Consider the following 26,182-nt stretch of genomic DNA (forward strand, 5'->3'; position numbering starts at 1 on the left):
CAACCTTTTTCTTATCCCCAAGTAATTTCTAATTGATAGCTGGCAAAGAGGTGTCCCTCTTGATTTTGTAGTTGATAGTCTAAATAAATCTTTTGTCCATCCACTTCATAGCGACTCGTTTGAATGATAAATTCCTGCATGCCCATAGGTGTAGGAATATAGGCTAAACTATCACTATCCTTCAAAAAACGCATAATGGTCTTGGGATTGGAAAAACGGCTCATCACCAGTTCTTGACCATGGAATTTAATCACTACTTTTTCCTTTTCCTCATTGTAGAAAAGCAAATAGCTATAATCGCCCTTTTCTCTTAACTCTACATCATAAAGCTGGTCAATCACTTCCAACTGCTCATCAAACTGAATGGTATTTCGCATCCGAATCTTCACATCAGGTCCTCTTTCTTCTCTCTTGTCCTACTATTTTACCAAAAAGAGCAGGATTTTGCTATAATGGTCATATGAACGAAAAAGTATTCCGTGACCCAGTTCACAACTACATCCATGTCAATAATCAAATCATCTATGACTTGATTAATACAAAAGAATTTCAGCGTTTGCGTCGTATCAAACAACTGGGAACTTCCAGTTATACCTTCCACGGTGGAGAACACAGTCGCTTCTCCCATTGTCTTGGAGTCTATGAGATTGCTCGTCGCATTACAGAGATTTTTGAAGAAAAATATCCTGAGGAATGGAATCCTGCCGAGTCTCTCTTGACCATGACCGCTGCTCTCCTACATGACCTTGGGCATGGTGCCTACTCCCATACTTTTGAACATCTCTTTGATACAGACCATGAAGCCATTACTCAGGAAATTATCCAAAGTCCTGAAACGGAGATTCACCAAGTTCTGCTACAAGTGGCGCCAGATTTTCCAGAAAAGGTTGCCAGTGTCATCGACCATACCTACCCTAACAAGCAGGTTGTGCAACTCATTTCTAGTCAGATTGATGCAGACCGCATGGACTATCTCTTGCGCGACTCCTATTTTACAGGAGCTTCTTATGGGGAATTTGACCTGACTCGCATCCTCCGAGTCATTCGTCCTGTCGAAAACGGTATTGCCTTTCAGCGCAATGGCATGCACGCCATCGAAGACTACGTACTCAGTCGTTACCAGATGTATATGCAGGTCTATTTCCACCCAGCAACACGCGCCATGGAGGTCCTCCTTCAAAACCTTCTCAAACGGGCTAAGGAACTTTATCCAGAAGATAAGGACTTCTTTGCACGAACTTCCCCACACCTCCTGCCTTTCTTTGAAAAAAATGTGACCTTGTCTGACTATCTGGCTCTGGATGATGGTGTGATGAATACCTACTTCCAGCTCTGGATAACCAGTCCTGACAAGATTCTTGCAGACCTGTCGCAACGCTTTGTCAACCGCAAGGTCTTTAAATCCATTACCTTTTCACAAGAGGACCAAGACCAACTCGCTAGCCTGAGAAAATTGGTTGAGGACATCGGCTTTGATCCAGACTACTATACTGCTATTCATAAGAACTTTGACCTCCCTTATGATATCTATCGTCCCGAATCTGAAAATCCACGGACACAGATTGAGATTTTACAAAAAAATGGAGAACTGGCCGAACTCTCTAGCCTGTCTCCTATCGTCCAGTCCCTTGCTGGTAGTCGTCACGGAGATAATCGTTTCTATTTCCCAAAAGAAATGTTAGATCAAAATAGTATCTTCGCAAGTATCACCCAGCAATTTTTACACTTGATTGAGAACGATCATTTTACCCCAAATAAAAACTAGAAGAGGAATTTTATGAGTATTAAACTAATCGCCGTCGATATCGATGGTACCCTAGTCAACAGTAAGAAGGAAATCACTCCTCAAGTCTTTTCTGCCATCCAAGACGCCAAAGAAGCTGGTGTCAAAGTCGTCATTGCAACTGGCCGCCCTATCGCAGGTGTTGCCAAACTTCTAGACGACTTGCAGTTGAGAGACGAGGGTGACTATGTTGTAACCTTCAACGGAGCCCTTGTCCAAGAAACTGCTACTGGCCATGAGATTATCAGCGAATCCTTGACCTATGAGGATTATCTGGATATGGAATTCCTCGGTCGTAAGCTCGGTGTTCACATGCACGCTATTACTAAGGACGGTATCTACACAGCCAATCGCAATATCGGAAAATACACGGTGCACGAATCAACCCTCGTCAGCATGCCTATTTTCTACCGCACTCCTGAAGAAATGGCTGACAAGGAAATCGTCAAATGTATGTTTATTGATGAACCAGAAATTCTCGATGCTGCGATTGAAAAGATACCAGCCGAATTTTACGAACGCTACTCTATCAACAAATCTGCTCCTTTCTACCTTGAGCTTCTTAAAAAGAATGTAGACAAGGGTTCAGCCATTACTCACCTAGCTGAAAAACTCGGATTGACCACAGATGAAACCATGGCGATCGGTGACGAGGAAAATGACCGTGCCATGCTGAAAGTCGTTGGAAATCCCGTTGTTATGGAAAATGGAAATCCAGAACTCAAAAAAATCGCCAAATACATCACCAAAACAAATGACGATTCTGGCGTAGCCCATGCTATTCGTACTTGGGTACTGTAAAATAATTTGAATGTAGAAAAAGCACTCCAGAAGTTAGAGATAATGTACTGCCCCCAAAAGTTAGACAGAAAAATCTTACTTTTGGGGGCAGTTTAATATTCAGTATTTTTAGTTTCTAGTTCTATCCCCTCAATAATTATTAAATCTGAATTAGGTAGTACATTATGTAAAACCATTTTCAATTTTTTATTTTAATACGAATTAATATTATTTTTTAAGTGATAATTGATCCACTAATCTTCCTTTATAAATGTTGCAGTTCTTTTCTTAGTTAGCTTTTTTTCATAACTCTTTATAAGAATAACCAATAAACTACTTAGTAATCCCAAAATAACTAGACTTAATCTCGGGTTTAAAAGCCAATTAAAATAAGCAGCCAGTATCCCTCCAAAAGGAGCAAAAATGGTAGCTATTACAAAAGAACTAGAAAGTATCTTTCCAATATTATACACAGTACTTTCTTGCTGCTGTATTGTTGTAATCGAAACAGAAGCTATTGTAATTAATCCGCTCAAAATTGAATAACAAATTCCAAAAAATATCCAATTTTCTACTATTCCACTCGCCATAATGACAAGTGGGATGGTTGCCATTGATATATTCATCAATATAAAAGCATCCTTCTTATTCAAAAAAGTAGAAAGAAAGGTAACTGCTATCAAACTTCCAAATCCAGCAATTGAGTAAACAATCCCAACAAGACTATTTGATAATTTTAATTGATCCTGTAAATAATAAATAATCGTTGCATTGAAGCCTAGCATAGCGATATTCACAACAATAGTAAAGAGTAAAGAAATCCTCAACTTAATATTTGTAAAGTTCTCTTTAAAACCTACAAAAATTTCTTTTATATCATCATTACCATTCTCCTTGTGTTCTTGATCTGGAATATATGAAATTAGTATTGAAAGAAATAATAACAAGAAAGAAGCACTATTAATAAAAAAAATGCTATTAATATTAAACTTTAACATTAGTACCCCTGCTATAGCTGGAGAAATTAATTTTGAAATAGTCCGGACACCTTGAAACTGAGAATTATATTTTTGCAATTCTTCCTTCTCAAATAAGGCAGGAGTAATGACTGAGAATCCTGTTTGAAAAAGTGTCGAAAATAAAGGTATCAAAAATGCAATAACATAGTAAAAAAATATAGAAACTGAATATTTAGATAATATCGGTATTACACTACATAATAATGCCGGTATTAATGTAGACCATAATAGTATTTTTTTCTTATTGAAATTGTCTAATAAGTAACCCATAACAAATCCCAAGAAGAATTGAGGTAGCAATTCAATAATCACCATTCCTCCCATTGCAAAAGACGAATGAAATTCTTGGTAAATTAAGATTGGAAAAGCAATTTTCTGAAATCTATCTCCAATATTTGATATAAATTCACCAAAAGTTATTGTATAAAACGTTTTCTTGTTAATATCCAAAATGTCCCTTCTTTCTAGTTAAACCACGATGAATATCACTTTTTATTAAATCGGTAAGACTTATTCCAAACCTCTTTGCAAGAGTTGGTACCGCACTATTTTCACTTAAACCATACATAGTTACTAACTCAATGAAATATACATCCTCGCCAGATACTCTAAAATCAAGATAACAAGTACCATCTATTTCATAATAATCCAAAATAAGTGTTAAGTTATAACTAAACACTTACCTGTACAGGTAAGATTCAACCTCCGACTATAATGATAATATCCATAATCAATAACAATATTCATGTAAATTTTAAAAGTTTTTTCATACTGAACCTCCCTTTATTTTTTATTTATTGTATAATAAATAAAAAACCTTTGAAATTTTGTTGGGAAAATGGGAAATATGAAATCAAAACTTGGTATAACACTCAGAAAAATTCGAAAAGGAAAGCAAATCAGTTTATGTTCAATTGCTGATAGTAATTTATCTAAATCTCAAATTTCTAGATTTGAACGGGGAGAATCAGAAATCTCTTGTATTCGACTAATCAATATTTTAGATAAATTACATATAACTTTGGATGAATTTATTATTCTTCATGACAATAATTCTACTAGAACTGGATCATTCGCTAACTTGGTGCAATATATTCGAAAACACTACTCCACAAAAAATTTTGATAGTATTATTGAATTACTATCAAACTCTTCAAGTTATAACTTGGGTCCTTATGAAAAGACAATGGTAAAATCGATTCTCTATACAACAAATAAAAATTTTCTCCCCTCGGACGAGGAGTTATTACAGCTAACAGATTATCTTTTTAAAGTTGAAAACTGGGGTTACTATGAAATTATCCTATTAGGTAACTGTGTAAGAACAATTAAATATAACTCCTACTTCCTATTAACTATAGAAATGTTAAAAAATTATATCTATTCAACATTAAATAAGACAAATAAACGGCTTGTTACACAATTAGCAATCAATTGCCTAATTGTTAGTGTTGATAAAGAAGAATTTCAAAATTGTAGTTTTCTTATCAAAGAAGTAAAAAAATTATTAAACAATGAATTAAACTATTATGAACAAACCGTCTTCTTATATACGTGTGGCTATTTTGAATTTAAGCGTAATCCTGCGAACGGAATCGAAAAGATGAAACAAGCACTTCAGGTATTTGAAATTCTAGGAGAACACAATATAAAAGCACAGTACCAAGAGCACTATGACAAATATATTAATCAATGACACAAGGATAGTTAATCTTTAACCACCATAGGATTAATTATTGTTATTCCAATAGTATTTCTGTACTAAATTTTTTATCAAAATCCTTATCATTCAGTACTTTTACAAACATTTCTAGATTTTTTTCTAATTCCTCATACTCATAAAGATAATGATCCAACTCCTCTTGAAACACTCTTATTTATTCGGTTACTTGTTCTACTGTAATTGATTCTGCCAAATTTAATTTTGAAAAGTCATATCTTGCAAGCTTTCGACTGCTCACATCCTCACTCTTCAAATTGATAAGCACTTCCGCCATCTTATTTAAGTTGGCGATTTTTTCATTAATTTGATTTAGTTTTATATCTATCTCTGCTATTTCTTTTACTAACTCGTCTTTAATGTCTTGGTATTTCTTATCTACTTCAGTTAATTCAATGAAGAGGTTAATCTCAGTAATCTTTTCCTGTAGACTCTTAACTGTAGATCTTCTGTATGGTATTACTCGACTATCGTTGGTTAGCTGTCTTATCAATGTTCGTCCTTTGACATACTGATTCTTATCCGAATGTTCTTTGTTATATACAAAGTATGAAGTTGTCTCACGTATAAAGATTTTATATTTTGTTTGATTCTCTTCTTCCAGAATATCTAATTGATAATTGGGAATCATGACCACCCGTCTAACGGGTGGTTTATTTGTCTCGCACCTAACGGAGCGAGACGGACTAATAGTCACATAATTTTCTACCATCCCACTTGCCATAATGACAAGTGGAATGGTTGCCATTGATACATTCATCAAGATAAAGGCATCCTTCTTATTCAAAAAAGTAGAAAGAAAGGTTACTGCTATCAAACTTCCAAATCCAGCAATTGAGTAAACAATCCCAACAAGACTATTTGATAATTTCAATTACGTCCATTTTTTTCTCTCATTAATTGGACATAGCCCTTTGTTTCTATTTTTGAATTTAAAAACGAGAACTCTCCGCACATTTTCTCATAAAAATTATTATAATCTTCTTTTGAAAAATCTCCTAGAATCTCTATTTCAAGATAAAATCCAAGACCATCAATCTTATCTAGATTAATCGTTTTATTTTCTAATGCGTCATGATAAGTCTTTCTATATTTACTTATTGTGAAAATATTTGAAAAACCATCTTGCAAGATATTTCTTACAAATTCTAATTTTTCAGATTCTAACTCTATTTCACTTTCACTCCACATTCCTTGTTTTATCGTATCTTTTCTTGTGAAAATACTTGCTCTATTATCATCTTCTTGACGAATTCTGTAGATAAAGCTACCTACCTCATCATTTTCAAATTCTCTTCCTTTTATTTTAAAATATTCATCAACTTGCTTATTTTCACTCTTAAATTTATAAGATTTTTCTAAATATGAAATAGCATTATTATAATCTCTCTCATCGTTGAGTTCAAATCTAACTTCTAATTCATTCATTAAGTTTACCTCTCAATTCTTCAAAGGCTGAAGTCTTTTTACATTAACTCAATCTATAGTAAGTTTCTGTAGATGTTTTATGGACAAAAAGCCTAATATTTTCTTGCACTCATTTTAGCACTTCAATATAATGCTGTCAAGGATTTTGATAACATTTTTTTATTTATTTTCATTAAATATATATTTGTATCTTTTTGGATTAAAAAAGCGATGCTTAATTGAACATCGTCTTTACTATTCTGTTATATCTGCAATATAATGCTCGATTTTAAGAGCCATTGACATATTTCCCTCAAGCTTATAAAGGAAATAAGCCGTTTCAAAGTACTCTTTTACTGCAACTTTAGAAGAAAAATTCTTACTGACATTTCCCATCAATAAATACAAATCAGCCAAAAGATACGTTGTTCTATACGTCTTACATTGCTTTATCGTATCTGTGATTTTAGTAATAGCTTCTTCAGTATTATTCTGCAACCATAGGTAGCGACAAACATTATAATTAAATTTAATAGAAAGGTTTAATTCTTCGATTGTGTTTAACTTGAGTTGATTTACTTGACACTCTAACTTTTCTCTAATTTCATTAAAACTCTCTAAATCTTCAATATCATAATAAAAATTAAATAGAGTATTTGAAACTTGAAGGTAGAACAGGTCAGTTACATTTAACTGAGACAGTACCTTCTCCAATCTTGCCACAGCCTCCTCTTTTTGCCCATAGAAATAAAAATCTATAAGAGATTTTATCCACTCCATATAAAATTTATTTACTAGAGACAAGCGATGTACCTTTACACTCTCTAATTCAAATATATATTTCAAAGACTCATAATTTCGATTTGTGATAAATGTCTGGGCTAACTTCTTAAACTCTGATAGCTCATCAATCTCCTCTCCAATATGCTCATTAAAAAAATAATCTATACTAACTTTTAACTTCTTAGACAGAGCATATAAAAATTCTGCTCCTGGAGTAAATTCTCCATTCTCTAATCGACTAATCTGTCCCTGTTTACATATCCCCTCAGCCAATTCTCGCTGAGACATTTTTAATTCTTTTCGTCTATTTTTTAATCTTGTTGCTAATAGTGTGCCCACGTTTGCATTTTCCTTTTCTATTCGATTTCAATTTCAATTGTAACATGATTAAATTTTAAATACAAATTAATAAACCAAAAGATACAAATTATATATAAACAATGACTAGATAGGTTATTTTTGAAAACCTATCCCTTCTTCTTTTGAAATTTTCTTACTCAAACGATTGATAAACTTATTCACTTTAAATGGATTAGATATTAGACTATAATGTTTAAATTTTGTTATTAATATATTTAACAGACCAGAAATAATCTTTTACAACATAGCAAATTCAGGGGAATAATAACGATTTTCCCCATTTTTTAGGCTCTCTATTTCATAACAATCAATTCATTTTGTCACATACCTTAGCCCGAAAAATCCACACCAAATCTTTTTGAAAGCTGTTTAAAGCTTTGTACTTACTTTCTGAGTTCATAGATCTGAGACTTAACCTCATTTGTCCAATTCCATAATAAAAATAAGGACATTCTAACAAAGGAAGTCCTTATTTTTTAACTAATAGATGTCAAAGTTACTTTGCTGATCCACTTTATCTGTACTCATTGATCAAAATATAACTTTTGCTCAAAATTTGGTCAAAAAAGACAAAAAATACTAAATTATTTTTAAAAATGCCCCCTGCAGGAATCGAACCTGCAACTACTCCTTAGGAGGGAGTTGTTATATCCATTGAACTAAGGGAGCTAGATAAAAACTCTGCTGAATGAGCAGAGTTTTTTAGTCGAATTAACGACGGATTTCTTTGATACGAGCTGCTTTACCTTGAAGAGCACGCAAGTAGTACAATTTCGCACGACGTACTTTACCGTAACGTACAACTTCGATTTTTTCAACACGTGGAGTGTGGATTGGGAAGATACGCTCAACACCTACACCGTTAGAGATTTTACGAACTGTGTAGTTTTCTGAGATGCCAGCACCTTTACGCGCGATAACAACACCTTCAAAAATCTGGATACGTTCACGGTTACCTTCGACAACTTTCGCGTGTACACGAACAGTGTCACCAGGACGGAATGATGGGATATCTGTACGAAGTTGACCTTCAGTCAAGCTTTGGATTAATGGATTCATTTTATTCTCCTATCTTTGTCAATCTTGAGGAATCTTCCTCAGCGGATAAACTGTATTTTTGTGCGTCCATTACACACAAGATACAGTTTACCAAATTTCCACAAAAAAGTAAAGAAATTTATAGCAGAATTCCTAAAAAAATCGCAACCAAACCACCTAGGTAGGTCAAAGTCAGGTAAACGTAAAAAACCTTCTTATCGCTTAACAGTCTTTGGAGTTCGTCATTCAAGGTCGAAAAAGTCGTTAAACCTCCACAAAAACCCGTCGCTAAAATAGCATAAACTTCCTTAGACTCCACATGATTGTAGAATAATCCAATCAAAAAACAACCCAAAAGATTAGCTATTAACGTTCCAAGTGGCAATTTAGAAGATTGATTATAGCGGGAAAATAAATAGCGCACTAAAGCTCCGAAACCACAAGCAATTGCAAGATAGACCATTACCATTTCTTCCTCCCTAGACAATAGGCCAAGAGCAGGCCACCACCAATGCTCAAAAGCAAATACAGGATCAAACTAAGATAACGCCCTGTATCAAGCAGTTTCACAGCATCAAGCATGAGACTAGAAAAGGTTGTTAGACCTCCGCAAAAACCTGTACCTAGTGCTAAAACCAAGCCCTTACTAGTCCCCTTATAGACTAGATAACCCTTGACAAGATACACCAAGCAGAAAATGCCTAGATAGTTAACAAGAAGGGTGCCCCAAGGAAAGTCTGGACTGACTGGCAACCAAGTGGAAACTAGGTAGCGGACAAGTCCGCCCAACATAGTAGCTAGAAAAATTCCTAGCGGATAAAATTGTTCTTTTTTCATTTGATATTTTGATCCTGATAATCACGCGAACGTTTGAGTATGTCCGAAAAAGTCGCGACAATAGTCTCCTGATAGCGCTTGTCCTCTACACGACTTCTAACCTTTTCAAAAATAACTTCTTCTCTCTTGGTATCTAAAATCGGTTTCCCTGATGCTTTCTTATAAGCAACAACCCCTTCAACCAATTGCATTCTTTCTTCTAACAGTTTGACAATTTGGTCGTCTATTTGATCAATTTCTTGACGAATACTATCTAAATCCATACAGTCTCCTCCTTTATTTGAATTATTGTATCAAAAAGCCACCAAATAGGCTAGTAAAATCCCAAGTCACGATAAGAAAAATGCACTGATTGATTACATCAGCGCAGTTTTATGCTTATCCTACTTTAGCAGCCAATTCTTCTGCGAATTGTTCCAAGCGTTCAATGTCTTCTTCCTCAGCAGAGAGATCAACTTTGACACACTCTGAACCTTTTTCTGCCCCTGTCGCTACAAAAACGCGGTCAAAGTCATCAACAGCCTTACAGAATTCATCGTAGAAGGTATCTCCTGAGCCGACCACTCCGTAGATTTTGCCATTCAAGTTGAGATCTGCTAGGTCTTCGTAGAAGTCCATCATCTCATCTGGCAATTCACCATCACCATAAGTATAGGTCGCAACGATAGCGATGTCTGCTTCCAAAAAGTCTGAAGCGTCAACAGTTGTACATTCATCAACATCGACATCCAAGCCCAAGTCACGTAATTTGTCTGCTACAATATCTGCAATTTCTTCGGTATTACCGGTCATACTGGCAAATACAATTTTTGCTAATGCCATATCGTCCTCCTCAATTTATCTTTCTCCATTATATCACATCTTTTTCATTTTAAAAATAAAAATTCTTGTGCTACAATGAAATGAGAAAGAATTGAGGTTATTTATGGAAATTTGCCATCAAATTTTAGAAAAAATCAAAGAATACGACACGATTATCATTCATCGTCATATGAAACCAGACCCTGATGCCTTGGGAAGTCAGGTGGGATTGAAAGCTCTTCTCAAACATCATTTCCCAGAAAAAACTATCAAAGCAGTTGGTTTTGATGAACCAACTCTTACTTGGATGGCTGAAATGGATCTTGTTGAAGATAGTGTCTACCAAGGGGCACTTGTCATCGTCTGTGATACGGCCAATACTGCTCGTATCGATGATAAGCGCTATCGTCAAGGTGATTTTCTCATTAAGATTGACCACCATCCAAATGATGATGTATACGGTGACCTGTCTTGGGTCGATACTAGTTCAAGTAGCGCTAGTGAGATGATTACCCTATTTGCCCAAACAACCCAACTGGCCTTATCAGATCGTGCTGCTGAGTTGCTCTTTGCAGGAATTGTTGGTGATACAGGTCGCTTCCTTTATCCTTCTACGACTGCACGGACTCTTCGCCTTGCTGCTTATTTGAGAGAACATAACTTTGACTTTGCGGCTCTCACCCGCAAAATGGACACTATGAGCTACAAAATTGCAAAACTTCAAGGCTACATCTACGACCATCTGGAAGTGGATGAAAATGGTGCTGCTCGCGTTACCCTGAGTCAGAAAATCTTAAAACAATTCAATGTTACCGATGCTGAAACTGCAGCCATTGTCGGTGCACCTGGACGTATTGACAGTGTGAGTCTCTGGGGGATTTTTGTGGAGCAGGCTGATGGCCACTACCGAGTTCGCTTACGCAGTAAAATCCATCCTATCAATGAAATCGCCAAGGAACATGATGGTGGAGGCCATCCTTTAGCAAGTGGTGCTAATTCCTATAGCCTAGAAGAAAACGAAATCATCTACCAAAAGTTAAAAAACTTGCTTAAAAACTGATAAAATACTTGCCAAACTTTTCAGAATCTGATAGACTAGTAAGGTAACAATCTATGGCTCGCAAAGAGACCATGGCAGAAAGGAAATATTGCAAAATGAAAAAAGATATCCATCCAGAATATCGCCCAGTTGTCTTCATGGACACAACTACTGGTTACCAATTCCTTAGCGGTTCAACAAAACGCTCTAACGAAACAGTTGAGTTCGAAGGCGAAACTTACCCATTGATCCGTGTGGAAATTTCATCAGACTCACACCCATTCTACACTGGACGTCAAAAGTTCACTCAAGCAGATGGACGCGTGGATCGTTTCAACAAAAAATACGGTCTCAAATAATGATAAAAAAGAACAGTTTCAACTGTTCTTTTTTTCTTCTTTTTATGAATCAATCACTACTATTATTTCTTTATCAATCTTCAAGCTGATTCCGAGACCTGATTTAAATAGATTTAAAAAATGTCGAAAAGAAGCTTGATATTGAGAATGTTCAAGATGAATGAAACTGCGTAGCCTAGGATTGTGTTCCACTTGGCATTGGTAAATTCTCCCATCACTGACTTCTTAGAAGTCAGATAAATTAAGGGAAAAATTGAGAATAGAAGAGAGAACTTTTTGTAAGAAGACATCGGAATATTCACTTTCTAATCTTGTCTTTGCCTATTTTATTAATGGATTTTGAAAGAAATGTTGAAAATAGTTTCCTATTTCCAATTTAGTCTTATTTCATCACATTTTGGAATGATTCTTAAGGAAAGTATGATAGTTGAAATAAGCAACACCAGTATTGCAAAAGCCAGCGTCAGAAAACGCTGGCTTTAAAACTGTGAAAATTTTTCTCAACTAGATTGCTTCTGTAACAAAACTACGGCTTTCCAATACTTTGAGCATGGCGTTAGCTGTATCTATGGCTGTGAAGAGGGGCACCCCGTGTTCAATAGCTGAACGGCGAATCTGCTCACCATCTTCGTCTGCAGTTCGTTTTGTTCCAACTGTGTTAATGATAGCTTGAATTCTTCCTTTACGAACAAAACTTGGGATATCTTTATTGTCATCACCAATCTTACCAACAGGTTGGGCTTGCAATCCATGACTGGCAAAGAAGGCTGCTGTCCCTTCTGTCGCGAGGATTCCATAGCCAATATTTTGGAAACGACGAGCCAAGTCCAAAGCTTCTTCTTTGGCATCATCAGCGATAGTAAATACAACGTTACCAAAAGTTGGCAAGTGTAAGTAAGAAGCTTCAAAAGCTTTATAGAGAGCTTTTTCCAAAGTAGTATCAGAACCCATAACTTCACCTGTTGACTTCATTTCAGGACCAAGTAAGCTGTCTACCTTAGCTAGTTTGGTAAAGGAGAAGACAGGTGCCTTGATATGAACGCGGGTGCTTTCAGGGTAAAGTCCATCTTGGTAGCCAAGTTCTTCAAGTTTTTGACCAAGAATGAGCTTTGTCGCTACTTGAGCCATAGGGATATTGGTCACTTTAGAAAGGAATGGAACCGTACGGCTAGCACGTGGATTGACCTCAATAACGTAGACTTTTTCATCCTTGATAACAAACTGGATGTTCATCATACCAAGACAGTTAAGACCAATTGATAGGCGTTTTGTGTAGTCTGCAATGGTTTCCTGAACCTTTTGCGACAAGGTTTGTGGAGGATATACGGCCATTGAGTCACCTGAGTGGACACCAGCACGTTCGATATGCTCCATAATACCAGGAATGAGTACATTTTTACCATCTGAAATGGCATCAACTTCGCACTCTTGCCCAACGATGTATGAGTCGACAAGAACTGGGTGGTCTGGACTAGCCTTAACAGCGGTACGCATGTAAGAACGAAGGTCTTCTTCGTTTTCAACGATTTCCATGGCACGTCCACCAAGTACATAAGATGGGCGGACAAGAACTGGGAAGCCAATCTTGCGAGCTGCAAGAACTGCTTCTTCTTCATTGGTAGCCGTTTGTCCTGGTGGCTGTGGAATATCCAAATCTTTAAGAGCTTGCTCGAAGAGGTCACGGTCTTCAGCTCGGTCTAGGTCAGCAACCTGTGTCCCAAGGATGGTCACACCTGCTTTTGCCAATGGCTCCGCAAGGTTGATGGCTGTTTGACCACCGAACTGAACGATAACCCCTTTTGGTTGTTCCAAGTCGATGACATTCATAACATCTTCGAATGTCAATGGTTCAAAGTAGAGCTTATCAGATACAGAAAAGTCTGTAGAAACGGTCTCTGGATTTGAGTTCATGATAATGGCTTCATAACCAGCAGCCTGGATAGCCTTAACCGAGTGAACAGTTGCGTAGTCAAACTCAACCCCTTGACCAATACGGATTGGACCAGAACCTAGAACAAGTACAGATTCTTTATCAGACTTGATTGATTCATTTTCCCAACCATAGGTTGAATAGAAGTATGGTGTTTCAGAGTCAAATTCTGCCGCACAAGTATCTACCATCTTATAAACTGGAACAATCTTGTTTTCCAAACGAAGCTGGCGAACTTGGTCAGCTGTAGTATTCCAGAGTTCTGCAATCTTACGGTCTGAAAATCCATTAAGTTTGGCAGTTTTCAAAACGTCTAGTTCTTGTGGATGAGCACCTAACTCCTGTTCAATTTCAAAGATATGCAAGAGTTTATCCAGATAGAAGATATCAATCTTAGTTAATTCAGCAATTTCTTCTGGTGTGTAACCACGGCGAATAGCTTCTGACACATAGAAGAGACGATCATCTTGGGCTTTGACTACTTTTTCAATCAAGGCATCATCAGAAACTGCTGCAAGTTCAGGCATTTCATTGTGATGCACCCCAATTTCAAGGGAGCGGCAAGCCTTAAGAAGAGATTCTTCGATGTTTCGACCGATGGCCATAACTTCTCCAGTGGCCTTCATCTGTGTCCCAAGACGGCGCTCACCTTTTTCAAACTTGTCAAATGGGAAACGAGGAATCTTGGCAACCACATAGTCAAGGGCTGGTTCAAACATGGCATAGGTTGAACCTGTAACTGGGTTGATCACCTCATCCAAGGTCAAGCCAACTGCAATCTTTGCAGCCAACTTAGCAATTGGGTAACCTGTAGCCTTAGAAGCAAGGGCTGAAGAACGCGACACACGGGGATTTACTTCGATAACATAGTACTTAAAACTGTGTGGGTCAAGCGCCAGCTGAACATTACATCCACCTTCAATTTTGAGGGCACGAATGATGCTCAAGCTTGCGTCACGAAGCATTTGGTTTTCATAGTCTGACATGGTTTGCGCAGGGGCAAATACGATGGAATCCCCTGTGTGAATCCCAACTGGGTCAAAGTTTTCCATGTTACAAACAACCAAAGCATTGTCAGCTGAGTCACGCATCACTTCGTATTCGATTTCCTTGAAACCTGCAATTGAACGCTCAATCAAACATTGGGTAACAGGTGACAATTTCAAACCATTTTCAGCGATTTCACGCAATTCTTCCTCGTTGGCACACATACCACCACCAGTACCACCAAGTGTAAAGGCTGGACGAACGATAACTGGGTAGCCAATTGTTGCTGCAAAGGCAACAGCTTCTTCGACTGTGTTGACAATTTCAGATTCTGGAATGGGTTGGTTGAGTTCTTCCATCAATTGTTTAAAGAGGTCACGGTCCTCCGCTTGGTCGATGGCAGATAGTTTAGTACCCAGAAGCTCAACACCAAGCTCATCAAGGATACCATTTTTAGATAATTCCATGGCCATGTTGAGACCTGTCTGACCACCGAGTGTTGGTAGCAAGGCATCTGGACGTTCCTTGCGAAGAATTCGTGTCACAAACTCAAGTGTAATCGGTTCAATATAAACCTTATCAGCAATTTCCTTGTCCGTCATGATAGTTGCAGGATTTGAGTTAACCAAAACAACCTCATAACCTTCCTCTTTCAAAGACAAGCAAGCCTGGGTCCCAGCGTAGTCAAACTCAGCAGCTTGACCAATAATAATCGGACCAGAACCAATCACCATAATTTTTTGAATATCAGTACGTTTAGACATAGTTTATGATACAAAGCCCGTAAAGAACACAGTGAAAATAGGAAACTCGGTGCAGACGCCTTTAGCGTCAAGACGATGTTTATCTTTTTCACACAGTTCTTAGGGCGTGTTCACTTCCGCGAACAATGTATCTTCTCCTTTCTATTCGGCAACTCTCGGGTTGCCATTAAATAAATTCTCCGACGAGCTTTTACTCGTTCTTAGTTTGATTGTTTAAAAGCTTCCATCATCTCGATAAACTCGTCAAATAGGTAGCTAGCATCGTGAGGACCAGGAGCTGCATCTGGGTGGTATTGAACAGAGAAAGCAGGTTGGTATCTGTGACGCACACCTTCAACTGACTTGTCATTGATTTCTTCATGGGTGATAATCAAGTGCTCTGGCAAATCCTCACGGCTAACTGCATAACCATGGTTCTGACTGGTGAAGTCTACTCGTCCTGTAGCAATTTCACGTACCGCATGGTTGAATCCACGGTGTCCAAATTTCATCTTATAGGTCTTAGCACCATTTGCCATTGCAAAGAGTTGATGCCCCATACAAATACCAAAGATTGGAATCTTTCCTTGCACGCCTCGAATCATATCGAGTGCCTGTGGAACATCTTCTGGGTTACCTGGACCATTTGACAACATAACTCCGTCAGGATTGAGATGGAGAATTTCTTCCGCAGTTGTTGAATACGGAACAACCGTCACGTTACAGTTGCGTTTAGAAAGTTCACGTAGAATTGAGTGCTTGAGACCAAAATCCACTAGCACTACACTCAAACCAACTCCTGGAGCTGGATAAGAAGTTTTAGTAGAAACCTGCTTAATATTATCTGTCGGCAAAACTGTTGCTTGGAGCTGGTCCGTCACATGGTCCATACTGTCCCCAACATGAGTCAAAGTTGCACGCATCGTACCATGCTTACGGATAATCTTGGTAAGTGCACGCGTATCAATCCCTGAAATACCCGGAATTTTCTTGGCTTTCAAAAATTCATCTAGCGTCATTTGGTTGCGCCAGTTGCTTGCTCTACGCGCCTCTTCGAAAACAACGACTCCCTTACAAGTTGGAATAATGGATTCGTAATCATCACGGTTAATTCCATAATTTCCCACCAAAGGATAAGTAAAGGTCAAGATTTGTCCATTATAAGACTGGTCTGTAATGGATTCTTGGTAGCCGGTCATCCCTGTGTTAAAGACGATTTCGCCTGTTACATCAATATCTGCTCCGAAGGCCTTACCTTCAAAAACTGTGCCATCTTCTAATACTAGAAGTCTTTTTGTCATATTTTCACCTCTCGTGGACGCTCACTGGCGTCTTTTAACGTCTTGTGTTTTAGTTGGCGTTTCTACTCGCCAATACGGATTCTAAAATTGCCATTCGAACAAAGACACCGTTGGTCATTTGTTGGACAATGCGTGATTTTGGTGCTTCAACCAAGTGATCTGCGATTTCTACATCACGGTTGACTGGAGCTGGGTGCATAAGGATTGCTGTTTCTTTCAAACGGTCATAACGTTCTTGAGTCAAGCCATGTTGGGCATGGTAGTCTTCTTTTGAAAAGACAGCTCCACTATCATGGCGTTCATGTTGCACACGGAGAAACATCATGACATCCACCTGATCAATGATTTCATCAATAGTTACAAACTGTCCATAGTCTGCAAACTCTTGACTTCTCCATTCCTCAGGTCCAGCAAAGTAAAGTTCAGCTCCCAAGCGTTTCAAAATCTGCATATTGGATTTAGCAACGCGTGAGTGGTCCAAGTCACCTGCAATAGCAACCTTAAGACCCTCAAAGTGACCAAATTCCTCATAAATAGTCATCAAATCAAGCAAGCTCTGGCTAGGGTGTTGGCCCGAACCATCTCCACCATTGATGATGGAAGTCGTAATCGTGGGACTAGCAATCAACTCTCTGTAGTAGTCAACCTCTGGGTGGCGAATCACACAGACATCCACTCCTAGTGCAGATAGGGTCAGGATAGTATCATAAAGTGTTTCACCCTTATTGACCGAACTAGTCTTCACATCAAAGTCAAGTCGTTCCAATCCCAGTTTAATTTCTGCCACTTCAAAGGACTTATGCGTCCGTGTAGAATCCTCAAAGAAAAGATTGGAAACAATCGGATGGTCCTCGTAGGGAAGCTGAGCTCCATTTTTAAACTCAATTCCTCGCTTGATCAATTTCATGACTTGATCGACAGTGAGGTCTTCCATGGACACCACATGGTTCAATGCTTGTTGATTTTCTGACATGGCTACTCCTTTAGCTTTCTAAGCTTCTTCAGTAATCAGAACTCTGTCTTGGCCATCAAGTTCTGCCATCTCTACGATGATTTCTTCAGAACGACTAGTTGGTATGTTTTTTCCAACGTAATCTGGACGGATTGGCAATTCTCTATGTCCACGATCGACTAAAACTGCTAAACTCACGCGCGCAGGACGACCATGACCTACAATATTATCAATAGCAGCACGGATAGTGCGGCCTGTATAGAGCACATCGTCCACCAAAATAACTTCACGGTCTGTCACATCAACAGAAACCAAAGAAGTATCTTCTCCACTTTTAACATCATCACGGAAAGGTTTGGTATCCAATTCCACAACAGGAACTGAAAGATTTTCTAGCTGCTCCAAACGTTCTTGGATACGGTGGGCGATAAAGACGCCACGAGTTTTAATACCAGCCAAGACGATTTTATTCAAATCTTTGTTGCGTTCGATAATCTCATATGTAATACGCGTAATCGCTCGTTTGACGGTCAATTCGTCTACAACTTCTTTTGTCTTCATGACAAACCTCCAAAAAGAAAAGTCTCCTTAAACAAGGAGACTTGAAATGTATAGCCAAGCGAGCCCTACTGCAAACAGTATAGACTTCACCCTACTACTTAATCGTTCTCCTTGCCTGCCTCACGGGACAGGTTTAAAGGAATATTTAGTTATCAAATACTATAGCACAAAGCGAGCCTAAAATCAAGCAAAAACTTTTGGTACACCATCTTATAAATTGCTAAAATCATATAATTGTAGGTACTGGTCACACTCTGGATTTTTAGGATGACAAATGGCTCTTCCAAAATAAATCATGGCCTGATGAGCTGCTAACCACTGCTCCGGTGGCAAGATATCCATAACTCGTTTTTCCACCTCAAGCGGTGTCGCTGATTTTTTGACAATATCGTGGTGTTTGCAAATACGCTCCACATGAGTGTCTACTGCAAAGGCTGGAATTCCAAAGCCCACACTCATGACAACATTGGCAGTCTTGCGACCAACACCTGCTAAACTCTCCAATTCCTCACGTGTTTGAGGAACTTGACCATCAAAGTCGTCTAGTAACTGTTGAGCACATTTTTTTAGGAATTTAGCCTTATTCCGATACAGTCCTAGACGAGAAATGTGTGAAGCAATCTCACCCTCTGTCGCAACAGACATGGCTTGTGGCGTTGGAAAGGCAGCAAAGAGACCTGGTGTGGCCTTATTTACCGCTGCATCCGTTGTCTGAGCTGACAACATGACCGCAACCAAGAGTTCAAAATGATTGGTAAAATCAAGACTGGGCTTGGCATCTGGAAAAAGAGCAATGATTTCTTCTAGCACCTTTCGTGCACGTTTTTTTGACAAGACCATTATTCGTCCCCGTCAAATAGTCCTTGTAAGCCAGCAAAAGGACTGTTTTCTTCTTTCTTAACTGCTTGTTGAGCTTGGTATTCTTCCTCTGTCATGATTTGCCAGTCATTTCCTGAAACAAATCCTTGACCCGCCTCTTCTTCAGCCGTCAAAACCTTGATAGGAATGTTGAGAAGGATATTATCTGATACGCTCTCAGAAAGGTCCAGTTCTCCATTTTCGATAGGCAGGACCAAATCATCGTCTAAAACTTCTTGATCTAGCTGGTTAGTTGCGTCTTCCATGAAAACTTCCGTTACTGGATAAGATTCAACTAACTCAACTGGTTCCATACTGCGACTTGAAGCAAGAACAATGGTATAAGATAGTTGATAATCTAAGAAATACATACGGTCTTCGTACTGTACTTTCCCAACTGCAAGGATATCTTTTACATCTAAAATTTCTTGATTGCGTGCACGCAGGTCTGCGGCTAGATCTAACGTTTGTTCAAAATGCAAGCCTTCAGACTGCTTACGAATTTCTTGAATATTTAATTTCATACTTCCTCCATAAAGATTTACTCTCTTGATTATACCATGAAAAGGCGACAAATCAGCACAGCAAACTTTATAATTAAAATTCAGTTTTTAACATATTTACTATGACATTTTGTGTTTTTAGTGCTATACTATAGGCAATAATACATCAGAGCAAGGAGGATGCTCATATGGAAGACAAAGAACTCATTACTAATGCAACCCAACTCCTATCCGAGTTAAATAAAAATTTCCAAAGCTGCAAACAGGGTAGGGCAGATGATCTTCGACTACAAGAGCTGCTAAATACTACTCTGCAAGAGCTCAAAAAAGCGGAAAAGTTGAACAACAGTATCTTAATAGACCTTGAGAAATTTTACCAACGTACCAGTCTTCTGATTGGTCTTGGTAGTCTAAAACTGAATGATCAAGCACGCATCGCTTGGCGAAACTATGACAAGTTCCATTACGAGCATGTCAAACACGTACTAACTCTTTATGGACCTGTTTTCGGATTTTAGAGATTAGAATTGTCAGTTTTCTGTTGACAAAATATCCTGAAAGGTATAGGATAGAGGTACTAATACTCGGAGGTAAGGGAGACATGAACAACTAAGTCTATCAAATAAAGAACTTTATTTAGTAGATCTTGTTTTTGTCTCTTTTTGTGTGCTCTTTTATGCTCTTCTTCTGGCATTTTATACTCAATGAAAATCAAAGAGCAAACTAGGAAGCTAGCCACAGGTTGCTCAAAGCACTGCTTTGAGGTTGTAGATAAGACTGACGAAGTCAGTTACATATATCTACGGTAAGGCGACGCTGACGTGGTTTGAAGAGATTTTCGAAGAGTATTAATAGAGTTTTTTGACATAAACTTTGGCTCTACTAGATAAAGTAGAGCTTTTTGTTATGCACTATCGACATTCTAGAAAGGGCAACAATATGATAAAAATCAATCATCTAGCCATCACGCAAAATAAAGATCTACGAGATCTTGTATCTGACCTAACCATGACTATCCAAGACGGGGAAAAGGTAGCCATTATTGGCGAAGAAGGAAATGGTAAATCCACCTTGCTTAAAACTTTAATGGGGAAAGCTTTACCTGATTTCACTATCATGGGAGACATCCAGTCTGACATTCAGTCACTGGCTTACATTCCTCAAAAAGTCCCCGAGGACCTGAAAAAACAATCTCTACACGACTACTTCTTTTTAGATTCTATTGATTTAGACTACAGTATCCTTTATCGCTTAGCTGAAGAGTTGCATTTTGATAGTGATCGTTTCGCAAGCGACCAAGAGATCGGGAGCCTCTCCGGTGGCGAAGCTTTGAAAATTCAGCTCATCCATGAGTTAGCCAAACCCTTTGAGATTTTATTTTTAGATGAACCTTCAAATGACCTAGACCTTGAGACGGTTGATTGGCTAAAAGGTCAGATTCGAAAGATTCGGCAAACCGTTATTTTCATTTCCCATGATGAGGACTTTCTTTCTGAAACGGCAGATACTATTGTCCACTTGCGACTGGTCAAGCACCGTAAAGAAGCAGAAACGCTAGTAGAGCATTTAGACTATGATCGCTATAGTGAGCAGAGAAAGGCTAATTTTATCAAACAAAGCCAGCAAGCATCTAACGACCAAAGAGCCTACGATAAAACCATGGAAAAACATCGGCGAGTCAAGCAAAATGTAGAAACTGCGCTTCGAGCTACTAAAGACAGTACTGCCGGTCGCCTATTGGCTAAAAAGATGAAAACTGTCCTCTCACAAGAAAAACGCTACGAAAAAGCAGCTCAGTCCATGACACAAAAGCCACTTGAAGAAGAACAAATCCAACTTTTCTTCTCGGACATCCAACCATTACCGACTTCTAAAGTCTTAATCCAGCTGGAAAAGGAAAGTTTGTCCATTAGAGAGCGTGTTTTAGCGCAAGAACTACAACTAACTGTCCGTGGCCAAGAAAAAATCGGTATCATTGGGCCAAATGGTATTGGAAAATCGACTCTGCTAGCCAAATTACAGCAACTTCTGAATGATAAAAGAGAGATTTCCCTTGGTTTTATGCCACAAGATTACCACAAAAAACTGCAATTGGATTTATCACCAATAGCCTACCTCAGCAAAACTGGAGAAAAAGAGGAACTACAGAAAATCCAATCTCACTTAGCCAGTCTCAATTTCAGTTATCCAGAAATGCAGCATCAAATTCGCTCCTTATCTGGCGGACAACAGGGAAAACTCCTGCTTTTGGATTTAGTCTTGCGCAAACCAAACTTTCTCCTGCTGGATGAACCAACACGAAACTTTTCACCCACTTCTCAACCCGAAATTAGAAAACTCTTTGCCACTTATCCAGGCGGTCTCATCACTGTTTCGCATGACAGGCGTTTCTTAAAAGATGTCTGTTCAATCATCTATCGCTTAACAGAACACGGTCTGGAGGTAGTTAATTTAGACGATTTATAAATTTACAACATAGCAGATAGATGGTGCAAAAACACAATTTTAGGAGAAAAAGAAGTAAATCTTCCCATAATAAAACGCATAATATCAAGTTTTTGCACACCTGATATTATGCGTTTTTAAGATTTTAAAGACTTTTTCCCAACATTCATTTTACATATGTTTTAAACGTTCAATCCGTTCTGAAATAGGTGGGTGGGTATAAAAGAGTTTTTGGAACCCTCCACCTTTCTTAGGATCATTGATATAAAGTGCACTGCTGGCATCATCGACAGGACGACTCATCGGTTTACTATTATCCAACTTACGTAGAGCATTAATCATCCCTTGAGGATTGCGCGTCAACTCAACACTAGAAGCATCAGCTAGGAATTCCCTCTGACGAGAAATAGCTAGTTGCACCAAGGTTGCAGCGAGAGGTGCCAGCACAATAGCTAGTAGGGAAACCACTAGCATAATGATTTCTAAGCCATTTCCTTCTCGGTCATCATCACTTCGTCTACGACCTGCTCCACCCCACCACATCATACGACCTGCCATACTAGAAAGCATGGTGATAGCACTAGCAAGGGCAACAGCAATAGTCGAAATACGGATATCATAATTACGAATATGACTGACTTCATGTCCCATAACAGCTTCTAGCTCCTCGCGATTCATGATAGCAAGGAGACCTGAAGTCGCAGCAACCGCTGCGTTTTGAGGATTTGAACCTGTCGCAAAGGCATTTAAGGCTGGATCATCAATGATGAAAACACGGGGCATAGGAATCTGAGCGACCATAGCCATATCTTCTACTACATGGTAGAGGTCTGGTGCCGTTTGTTCATCCACCTCACGCGCTCCATTCATGGACATGACAATCTCTGTCGATTGAAAAATCATGGACAAGGCATAGATAAAGCCGATAATCAGTGCGATAACCAAACCACCAATCCCAGACCGCATAAAGAGGTAACCAACAGCATAGCCAACAAGAGCTAAGAGTAGGAAAAATACCAGCAACAAAATCCACGTTTTTCGTTTATTGCTTGCAATTTGATCAAACAACATCTTAGTCACCTAAACCGCTAAAATCAACTTTAGGAACTGCCTTTTCCTCTTCTGGTGTTTGAAGGAAATCTGCTGCTTTAAATCCAAACATCCCAGCGATAATATTGCTTGGGAAAGTTTCTAATTTTACATTGTAGTTGCTGACAACACTGTTGTAGAGTTGACGAGAGTAAGAAATTTTATTTTCTGTGTTTGTCAACTCCTCTTGCAATTTAACAAAGTTGGCACTAGCTTTCAAATCTGGATAGCTTTCTGCAACTGCAAAAATACCTGAAACCTGACGAGTGAGGGCATCACTAGCTTTCATAGCTTCTGCTGGTGAAGTCGCTGCAGCAACTTGATTGCGAAGTTCTGCCACCTTTTCAAGGGTAGAACCTTCATATTTGGCATAACCTTTTACAGTCTCAATCAAGTTTGGCAAGAGGTCATTTCGACGTTTCAACTGAACATCAATCTGACTCCAAGCCTCCTTTGTTTGCATACGATTCTTAACCAAACCGTTATAGCTAACAATCACAAAAATAACAATAAGAGCTAAAACCCCAAGAATAATCCAAGTCATTATATAAGTCCTTTCTGCTTTTAGATTAGTACCAGTATATCAAATTTTTAATGATTGTGGTAAAATAAGATGATACTAAAGAAGGAAATAACTATGAAACCAGAAACATTTTACAACTTGCTTGCCGAGCAAAATCTTCCACTTTCGGACCAGCAAAAAAAACAATTTGAACGTTATTTTGAGCTCTTGGTCGAGTGGAATGAAAAGATTAATTTGACGGCTATTACAGACAAGGAAGAAGTTTATCTCAAACATTTTTACGATTCGATTGCGCCTATTCTGCAAGGTTTGATTCCCAATGAAACTATCAAACTTCTTGATATTGGAGCTGGGGCAGGATTTCCTAGTCTGCCGATGAAAATCCTCTATCCTCAGTTAGATGTAACTATCATTGATTCTCTCAACAAGCGCATCAACTTCCTCCAACTTTTGGCTCAAGAACTGGATTTAGACGATGTTCATTTCTACCATGGACGTGCCGAAGACTTGGCCCAAGACAAAAACTTCCGTGCTCAATATGATTTTGTAACGGCTCGTGCGGTTGCCCGTATGCAAGTCCTATCTGAATTAACTATTCCCTACCTTAAAGTTGGCGGAAAACTATTGGCACTCAAGGCCAGCAATGCGCCTGAGGAGTTGTTAGAAGCCAAAAATGCACTCAACCTCCTTTTTAGTAAAGTTGAAGACAATCTCAGCTACGCCCTACCAAATGGAGATCCGCGTTACATCACAGTGGTAGAAAAGAAAAAAGAAACACCAAATAAATATCCACGTAAGGCTGGCATGCCCAACAAACGTCCGCTTTAATCTTTTTAGTAAAAAAATATTTACAAAGTTTGTAATTTTTGCTATACTATCACAAGCAAAGGTTTTTAATGTCATCCCGTGAGGTGACGAAGACGCAGAAATATTTGAAACTCTTTAAAGTTTAGGCTTTAAAGAAGTCTTACTCTGAGGGCCTATTGCTGTAAAATAATGGGCTCTTTTTTGATGCCCAAAAGTGAGGTTTATATGAAACAAGAATCAACTGTTGATTTGTTACTAGACGTTGACCAACGTCCTTCAGCTGGAAAAGGAATTCTCCTTAGTTTCCAACACGTTTTCGCCATGTTCGGTGCGACCATCTTGGTACCATTGATTTTGGGAATGCCTGTATCTGTTGCCCTTTTTGCTTCAGGTGTTGGAACACTTATCTACATGATTTCAACTGGATTTAGAGTTCCAGTTTATCTAGGATCATCATTCGCCTTTATCACAGCTATGTCCCTAGCTATGAAGGAACTAGGAGGGGATGTATCAGCTGCACAAACAGGGGTTATCCTTACAGGTTTTATCTATGTCCTTGTAGCTGCAAGTGTTCGTTTTGCAGGTACAAAATGGATTGATAAACTCTTGCCACCAATCATCATCGGGCCTATGATCATCGTTATCGGTCTTGGACTTGCAGGTTCAGCTGTTACTAACGCTGGTCTTGTAGCGGATGGAAATTGGAAAAATGCTCTTGTAGCGGTTGTTACTTTCCTAATTGCTGCCTTTATCAATACAAAAGGAAAAGGATTCCTACGAATCATTCCATTCCTCTTTGCCATTATCGGTGGTTACCTCTTCGCACTAACTCTTGGCTTGGTTGACTTTACACCAGTTCTTAAAGCTAACTGGTTCGAGATTCCTGGTTTCTACTTGCCATTTAGCACAGGTGGTACCTTTAAAGAATACAATCTTTACTTTGGTCCTGAAACTATCGCTATCTTGCCAATCGCTATCGTAACAATTTCTGAACATATCGGAGACCATACTGTTTTGGGTCAAATCTGTGGCCGTCAATTCTTGAAAGAACCAGGTCTTCACCGTACTCTTCTTGGTGACGGTATCGCAACTTCTGTTTCTGCCTTCCTTGGTGGACCAGCCAATACAACTTACGGAGAAAATACAGGGGTTATCGGTATGACTCGTATCGCTTCTGTCTCAGTTATCCGTAACGCTGCCTTTATCGCAATTGCTCTTAGCTTCCTTGGTAAATTCACTGCCTTGATTTCAACTATTCCAAACGCTGTACTTGGTGGTATGTCAATCCTTCTCTATGGGGTTATCGCCAGCAACGGTTTGAAAGTCTTGATTAAAGAACGTGTTGACTTCAGTCAAATGCGTAACCTCATCATCGCAAGTGCTATGTTGGTACTTGGACTTGGAGGAGCTATCCTTAAACTTGGTCCAGTTACTCTTTCAGGTACTGCCCTATCAGCCATGACAGGAATCATCTTGAACTTGATCTTACCATACGAAAATAAAGACTAAACGTCTTGACACAAAAAGTCCGCTCAGACAACTGAGTGGACTTTTCTA

Annotated in this window: 27 protein-coding genes, 1 tRNA gene and 2 pseudogenes; 9 read left to right on the top strand and 21 right to left on the bottom strand. The window is 38.6% G+C overall.

Features of this window, described 5'->3' with window-relative positions:
* Positions 1-11 precede the first annotated feature (11 nt).
* Positions 12-389 carry a DUF1934 domain-containing protein gene (locus tag D8845_RS01390; RefSeq protein WP_125452216.1) on the bottom strand — a complete coding sequence of 126 codons (378 nt, stop codon included), beginning with the start codon at positions 387-389 and terminating at the stop codon, positions 12-14.
* A gap of 71 nt (positions 390-460) precedes the next feature.
* Between D8845_RS01390 and D8845_RS01395 the strand changes: the two genes are divergently transcribed.
* Both D8845_RS01395 and yidA read left to right on the top strand, forming a co-directional pair.
* On the top strand, positions 461-1,765 hold the full coding sequence (locus D8845_RS01395; protein ID WP_060628102.1) for an HD domain-containing protein: 1,305 nt from the start codon (positions 461-463) through the stop codon (positions 1,763-1,765).
* Positions 1,766-1,777: 12 nt separating this feature from the next.
* Positions 1,778-2,584, top strand: a complete 807-nt coding sequence (gene yidA / locus D8845_RS01400) for a sugar-phosphatase (RefSeq protein ID WP_125452217.1) — start codon at positions 1,778-1,780, stop codon at positions 2,582-2,584.
* 233 nt (positions 2,585-2,817) lie between these two features.
* Here yidA and D8845_RS01405 read toward each other — a convergent pair whose 3' ends face one another.
* Positions 2,818-4,032, bottom strand: coding sequence for an MFS transporter (locus D8845_RS01405; RefSeq protein ID WP_125452218.1), 1,215 nt, complete (start codon positions 4,030-4,032; stop codon positions 2,818-2,820).
* A complete protein-coding gene (locus D8845_RS01410) occupies positions 4,022-4,261 on the bottom strand; it encodes a hypothetical protein (RefSeq protein WP_260467923.1) in 240 nt (79 codons plus the stop codon). The genes D8845_RS01405 and D8845_RS01410 overlap by 11 nt, the downstream gene beginning before the upstream one ends.
* Positions 4,262-4,429: 168 nt before the next feature.
* Here D8845_RS01410 and D8845_RS01415 point away from each other — a divergent pair, with 168 nt between their 5' ends.
* Positions 4,430-5,278 carry a helix-turn-helix domain-containing protein gene (locus D8845_RS01415; RefSeq protein ID WP_045612578.1) on the top strand — a complete coding sequence of 283 codons (849 nt, stop codon included), beginning with the start codon at positions 4,430-4,432 and terminating at the stop codon, positions 5,276-5,278.
* A 43-nt stretch (positions 5,279-5,321) separates the two neighbouring features.
* Here D8845_RS01415 and D8845_RS01420 read toward each other — a convergent pair.
* The 9 genes and pseudogenes from D8845_RS01420 to D8845_RS01460 form a co-directional block, all read right to left on the bottom strand.
* Positions 5,322-5,939: pseudogene (locus D8845_RS01420) on the bottom strand (helical hairpin domain-containing protein); the annotation flags it as partial.
* A 233-nt stretch (positions 5,940-6,172) separates the two neighbouring features.
* Positions 6,173-6,730: a CYTH domain-containing protein gene (locus D8845_RS01425; RefSeq protein WP_061423856.1), complete on the bottom strand. Its 558-nt coding sequence runs from the start codon at positions 6,728-6,730 to the stop codon at positions 6,173-6,175.
* Positions 6,731-6,964: 234 nt separating this feature from the next.
* Positions 6,965-7,831, bottom strand: a complete 867-nt coding sequence (locus D8845_RS01430; RefSeq protein WP_125452219.1) for a helix-turn-helix domain-containing protein — start codon at positions 7,829-7,831, stop codon at positions 6,965-6,967.
* A 618-nt stretch (positions 7,832-8,449) separates the two neighbouring features.
* A tRNA-Arg gene (locus D8845_RS01435) sits at positions 8,450-8,521 on the bottom strand.
* A 42-nt stretch (positions 8,522-8,563) separates the two neighbouring features.
* The gene (gene rplS, locus D8845_RS01440; protein WP_001068669.1) at positions 8,564-8,911 is read right to left on the bottom strand and encodes a 50S ribosomal protein L19; all 348 of its coding nucleotides are present in this window, start codon (positions 8,909-8,911) and stop codon (positions 8,564-8,566) included.
* 118 nt (positions 8,912-9,029) lie between these two features.
* On the bottom strand, positions 9,030-9,359 hold the full coding sequence (crcB, locus tag D8845_RS01445; protein ID WP_125452220.1) for a fluoride efflux transporter CrcB: 330 nt from the start codon (positions 9,357-9,359) through the stop codon (positions 9,030-9,032).
* Entirely contained in the window at positions 9,353-9,727 is a 375-nt protein-coding gene (crcB, locus tag D8845_RS01450; RefSeq protein ID WP_125452221.1) for a fluoride efflux transporter CrcB, read from the bottom strand. The genes crcB (D8845_RS01445) and crcB (D8845_RS01450) overlap by 7 nt, the downstream gene beginning before the upstream one ends.
* Complete coding sequence (locus tag D8845_RS01455) at positions 9,724-9,990, bottom strand: chorismate mutase (protein WP_125452222.1); 267 nt, start codon at positions 9,988-9,990, stop codon at positions 9,724-9,726. The genes crcB (D8845_RS01450) and D8845_RS01455 overlap by 4 nt, the downstream gene beginning before the upstream one ends.
* Positions 9,991-10,105: 115 nt before the next feature.
* On the bottom strand, positions 10,106-10,549 hold the full coding sequence (locus tag D8845_RS01460) for a flavodoxin (RefSeq protein WP_001162125.1): 444 nt from the start codon (positions 10,547-10,549) through the stop codon (positions 10,106-10,108).
* A 103-nt stretch (positions 10,550-10,652) separates the two neighbouring features.
* Between D8845_RS01460 and D8845_RS01465 the strand changes: the two genes are divergently transcribed.
* Positions 10,653-11,588: a DHH family phosphoesterase gene (locus tag D8845_RS01465; RefSeq protein WP_125452223.1), complete on the top strand. Its 936-nt coding sequence runs from the start codon at positions 10,653-10,655 to the stop codon at positions 11,586-11,588.
* Between the two features lie 95 nt (positions 11,589-11,683).
* Entirely contained in the window at positions 11,684-11,926 is a 243-nt protein-coding gene (locus D8845_RS01470; RefSeq protein ID WP_000710764.1) for a type B 50S ribosomal protein L31, read from the top strand.
* 113 nt (positions 11,927-12,039) lie between these two features.
* On the opposite strand, the pseudogene D8845_RS01475 reads toward D8845_RS01470, so the two are convergent.
* The 7 genes and pseudogenes from D8845_RS01475 to D8845_RS01505 form a co-directional block, all read right to left on the bottom strand.
* Positions 12,040-12,192 (bottom strand): annotated as a pseudogene (locus D8845_RS01475) (divalent metal cation transporter); the annotation flags it as partial.
* A 238-nt stretch (positions 12,193-12,430) separates the two neighbouring features.
* The gene (carB, locus tag D8845_RS01480; RefSeq protein ID WP_125452224.1) at positions 12,431-15,607 is read right to left on the bottom strand and encodes a carbamoyl-phosphate synthase large subunit; all 3,177 of its coding nucleotides are present in this window, start codon (positions 15,605-15,607) and stop codon (positions 12,431-12,433) included.
* A 200-nt stretch (positions 15,608-15,807) separates the two neighbouring features.
* Positions 15,808-16,887, bottom strand: a complete 1,080-nt coding sequence (locus D8845_RS01485; RefSeq protein ID WP_000166853.1) for a carbamoyl phosphate synthase small subunit — start codon at positions 16,885-16,887, stop codon at positions 15,808-15,810.
* Positions 16,888-16,936: 49 nt separating this feature from the next.
* A complete protein-coding gene (locus tag D8845_RS01490) occupies positions 16,937-17,860 on the bottom strand; it encodes an aspartate carbamoyltransferase catalytic subunit (protein ID WP_004260121.1) in 924 nt (307 codons plus the stop codon).
* An 18-nt stretch (positions 17,861-17,878) separates the two neighbouring features.
* On the bottom strand, positions 17,879-18,400 hold the full coding sequence (pyrR, locus tag D8845_RS01495) for a bifunctional pyr operon transcriptional regulator/uracil phosphoribosyltransferase PyrR (protein ID WP_000850023.1): 522 nt from the start codon (positions 18,398-18,400) through the stop codon (positions 17,879-17,881).
* 210 nt (positions 18,401-18,610) lie between these two features.
* Positions 18,611-19,240, bottom strand: coding sequence for an endonuclease III (nth, locus tag D8845_RS01500; RefSeq protein WP_125452225.1), 630 nt, complete (start codon positions 19,238-19,240; stop codon positions 18,611-18,613).
* Positions 19,240-19,782, bottom strand: coding sequence for a YceD family protein (locus D8845_RS01505; RefSeq protein ID WP_125452226.1), 543 nt, complete (start codon positions 19,780-19,782; stop codon positions 19,240-19,242). The genes nth and D8845_RS01505 overlap by 1 nt, the downstream gene beginning before the upstream one ends.
* 167 nt (positions 19,783-19,949) lie before the next feature.
* On the opposite strand from D8845_RS01505, the gene D8845_RS01510 reads away from it, so the two are divergent.
* Both D8845_RS01510 and D8845_RS01515 read left to right on the top strand, forming a co-directional pair.
* The gene (locus D8845_RS01510; RefSeq protein ID WP_125452227.1) at positions 19,950-20,279 is read left to right on the top strand and encodes a helicase BlpT; all 330 of its coding nucleotides are present in this window, start codon (positions 19,950-19,952) and stop codon (positions 20,277-20,279) included.
* A gap of 388 nt (positions 20,280-20,667) precedes the next feature.
* Positions 20,668-22,227 (top strand): ATP-binding cassette domain-containing protein, encoded by a 1,560-nt coding sequence (locus D8845_RS01515; protein WP_125452228.1) that lies wholly within the window; start codon positions 20,668-20,670, stop codon positions 22,225-22,227.
* A gap of 150 nt (positions 22,228-22,377) precedes the next feature.
* Here the strand turns inward: D8845_RS01515 and htpX are convergent, their stop codons facing one another.
* Positions 22,378-23,277, bottom strand: a complete 900-nt coding sequence (htpX, locus tag D8845_RS01520) for a zinc metalloprotease HtpX (RefSeq protein WP_084929975.1) — start codon at positions 23,275-23,277, stop codon at positions 22,378-22,380.
* A gap of 1 nt (position 23,278) precedes the next feature.
* Complete coding sequence (locus tag D8845_RS01525) at positions 23,279-23,839, bottom strand: LemA family protein (RefSeq protein WP_000219833.1); 561 nt, start codon at positions 23,837-23,839, stop codon at positions 23,279-23,281.
* Between the two features lie 93 nt (positions 23,840-23,932).
* On the opposite strand from D8845_RS01525, the gene rsmG reads away from it, so the two are divergent.
* A complete protein-coding gene (gene rsmG / locus D8845_RS01530) occupies positions 23,933-24,646 on the top strand; it encodes a 16S rRNA (guanine(527)-N(7))-methyltransferase RsmG (protein ID WP_125452229.1) in 714 nt (237 codons plus the stop codon).
* A gap of 204 nt (positions 24,647-24,850) precedes the next feature.
* Entirely contained in the window at positions 24,851-26,134 is a 1,284-nt protein-coding gene (locus D8845_RS01535) for a uracil-xanthine permease family protein (RefSeq protein WP_185757331.1), read from the top strand.
* Positions 26,135-26,182 lie beyond the last annotated feature (48 nt).

It is taken from the genome of Streptococcus mitis, from assembly GCF_003942865.1.
Classification (GTDB): domain Bacteria; phylum Bacillota; class Bacilli; order Lactobacillales; family Streptococcaceae; genus Streptococcus; species Streptococcus mitis_BI.

Coding starts and splice junctions, on each gene's coding strand:
- D8845_RS01395 (WP_060628102.1), top strand. CDS start 461: ATGAACGAAAAAGTATTCCGTGACCCAGTTCACAACTACATCCATGTC.
- yidA (WP_125452217.1), top strand. CDS start 1,778: ATGAGTATTAAACTAATCGCCGTCGATATCGATGGTACCCTAGTCAAC.
- D8845_RS01415 (WP_045612578.1), top strand. CDS start 4,430: ATGAAATCAAAACTTGGTATAACACTCAGAAAAATTCGAAAAGGAAAG.
- D8845_RS01425 (WP_061423856.1), bottom strand. CDS start 6,730: ATGAATGAATTAGAAGTTAGATTTGAACTCAACGATGAGAGAGATTAT.
- rplS (WP_001068669.1), bottom strand. CDS start 8,911: ATGAATCCATTAATCCAAAGCTTGACTGAAGGTCAACTTCGTACAGAT.
- crcB (WP_125452220.1), bottom strand. CDS start 9,359: ATGGTAATGGTCTATCTTGCAATTGCTTGTGGTTTCGGAGCTTTAGTG.
- crcB (WP_125452221.1), bottom strand. CDS start 9,727: ATGAAAAAAGAACAATTTTATCCGCTAGGAATTTTTCTAGCTACTATG.
- D8845_RS01455 (WP_125452222.1), bottom strand. CDS start 9,990: ATGGATTTAGATAGTATTCGTCAAGAAATTGATCAAATAGACGACCAA.
- D8845_RS01460 (WP_001162125.1), bottom strand. CDS start 10,549: ATGGCATTAGCAAAAATTGTATTTGCCAGTATGACCGGTAATACCGAA.
- D8845_RS01465 (WP_125452223.1), top strand. CDS start 10,653: ATGGAAATTTGCCATCAAATTTTAGAAAAAATCAAAGAATACGACACG.
- D8845_RS01470 (WP_000710764.1), top strand. CDS start 11,684: ATGAAAAAAGATATCCATCCAGAATATCGCCCAGTTGTCTTCATGGAC.
- carB (WP_125452224.1), bottom strand. CDS start 15,607: ATGTCTAAACGTACTGATATTCAAAAAATTATGGTGATTGGTTCTGGT.
- D8845_RS01485 (WP_000166853.1), bottom strand. CDS start 16,887: ATGACAAAAAGACTTCTAGTATTAGAAGATGGCACAGTTTTTGAAGGT.
- D8845_RS01490 (WP_004260121.1), bottom strand. CDS start 17,860: ATGTCAGAAAATCAACAAGCATTGAACCATGTGGTGTCCATGGAAGAC.
- pyrR (WP_000850023.1), bottom strand. CDS start 18,400: ATGAAGACAAAAGAAGTTGTAGACGAATTGACCGTCAAACGAGCGATT.
- nth (WP_125452225.1), bottom strand. CDS start 19,240: ATGGTCTTGTCAAAAAAACGTGCACGAAAGGTGCTAGAAGAAATCATT.
- D8845_RS01505 (WP_125452226.1), bottom strand. CDS start 19,782: ATGAAATTAAATATTCAAGAAATTCGTAAGCAGTCTGAAGGCTTGCAT.
- D8845_RS01510 (WP_125452227.1), top strand. CDS start 19,950: ATGGAAGACAAAGAACTCATTACTAATGCAACCCAACTCCTATCCGAG.
- D8845_RS01515 (WP_125452228.1), top strand. CDS start 20,668: ATGCACTATCGACATTCTAGAAAGGGCAACAATATGATAAAAATCAAT.
- htpX (WP_084929975.1), bottom strand. CDS start 23,277: ATGTTGTTTGATCAAATTGCAAGCAATAAACGAAAAACGTGGATTTTG.
- D8845_RS01525 (WP_000219833.1), bottom strand. CDS start 23,839: ATGACTTGGATTATTCTTGGGGTTTTAGCTCTTATTGTTATTTTTGTG.
- rsmG (WP_125452229.1), top strand. CDS start 23,933: ATGAAACCAGAAACATTTTACAACTTGCTTGCCGAGCAAAATCTTCCA.
- D8845_RS01535 (WP_185757331.1), top strand. CDS start 24,851: ATGAAACAAGAATCAACTGTTGATTTGTTACTAGACGTTGACCAACGT.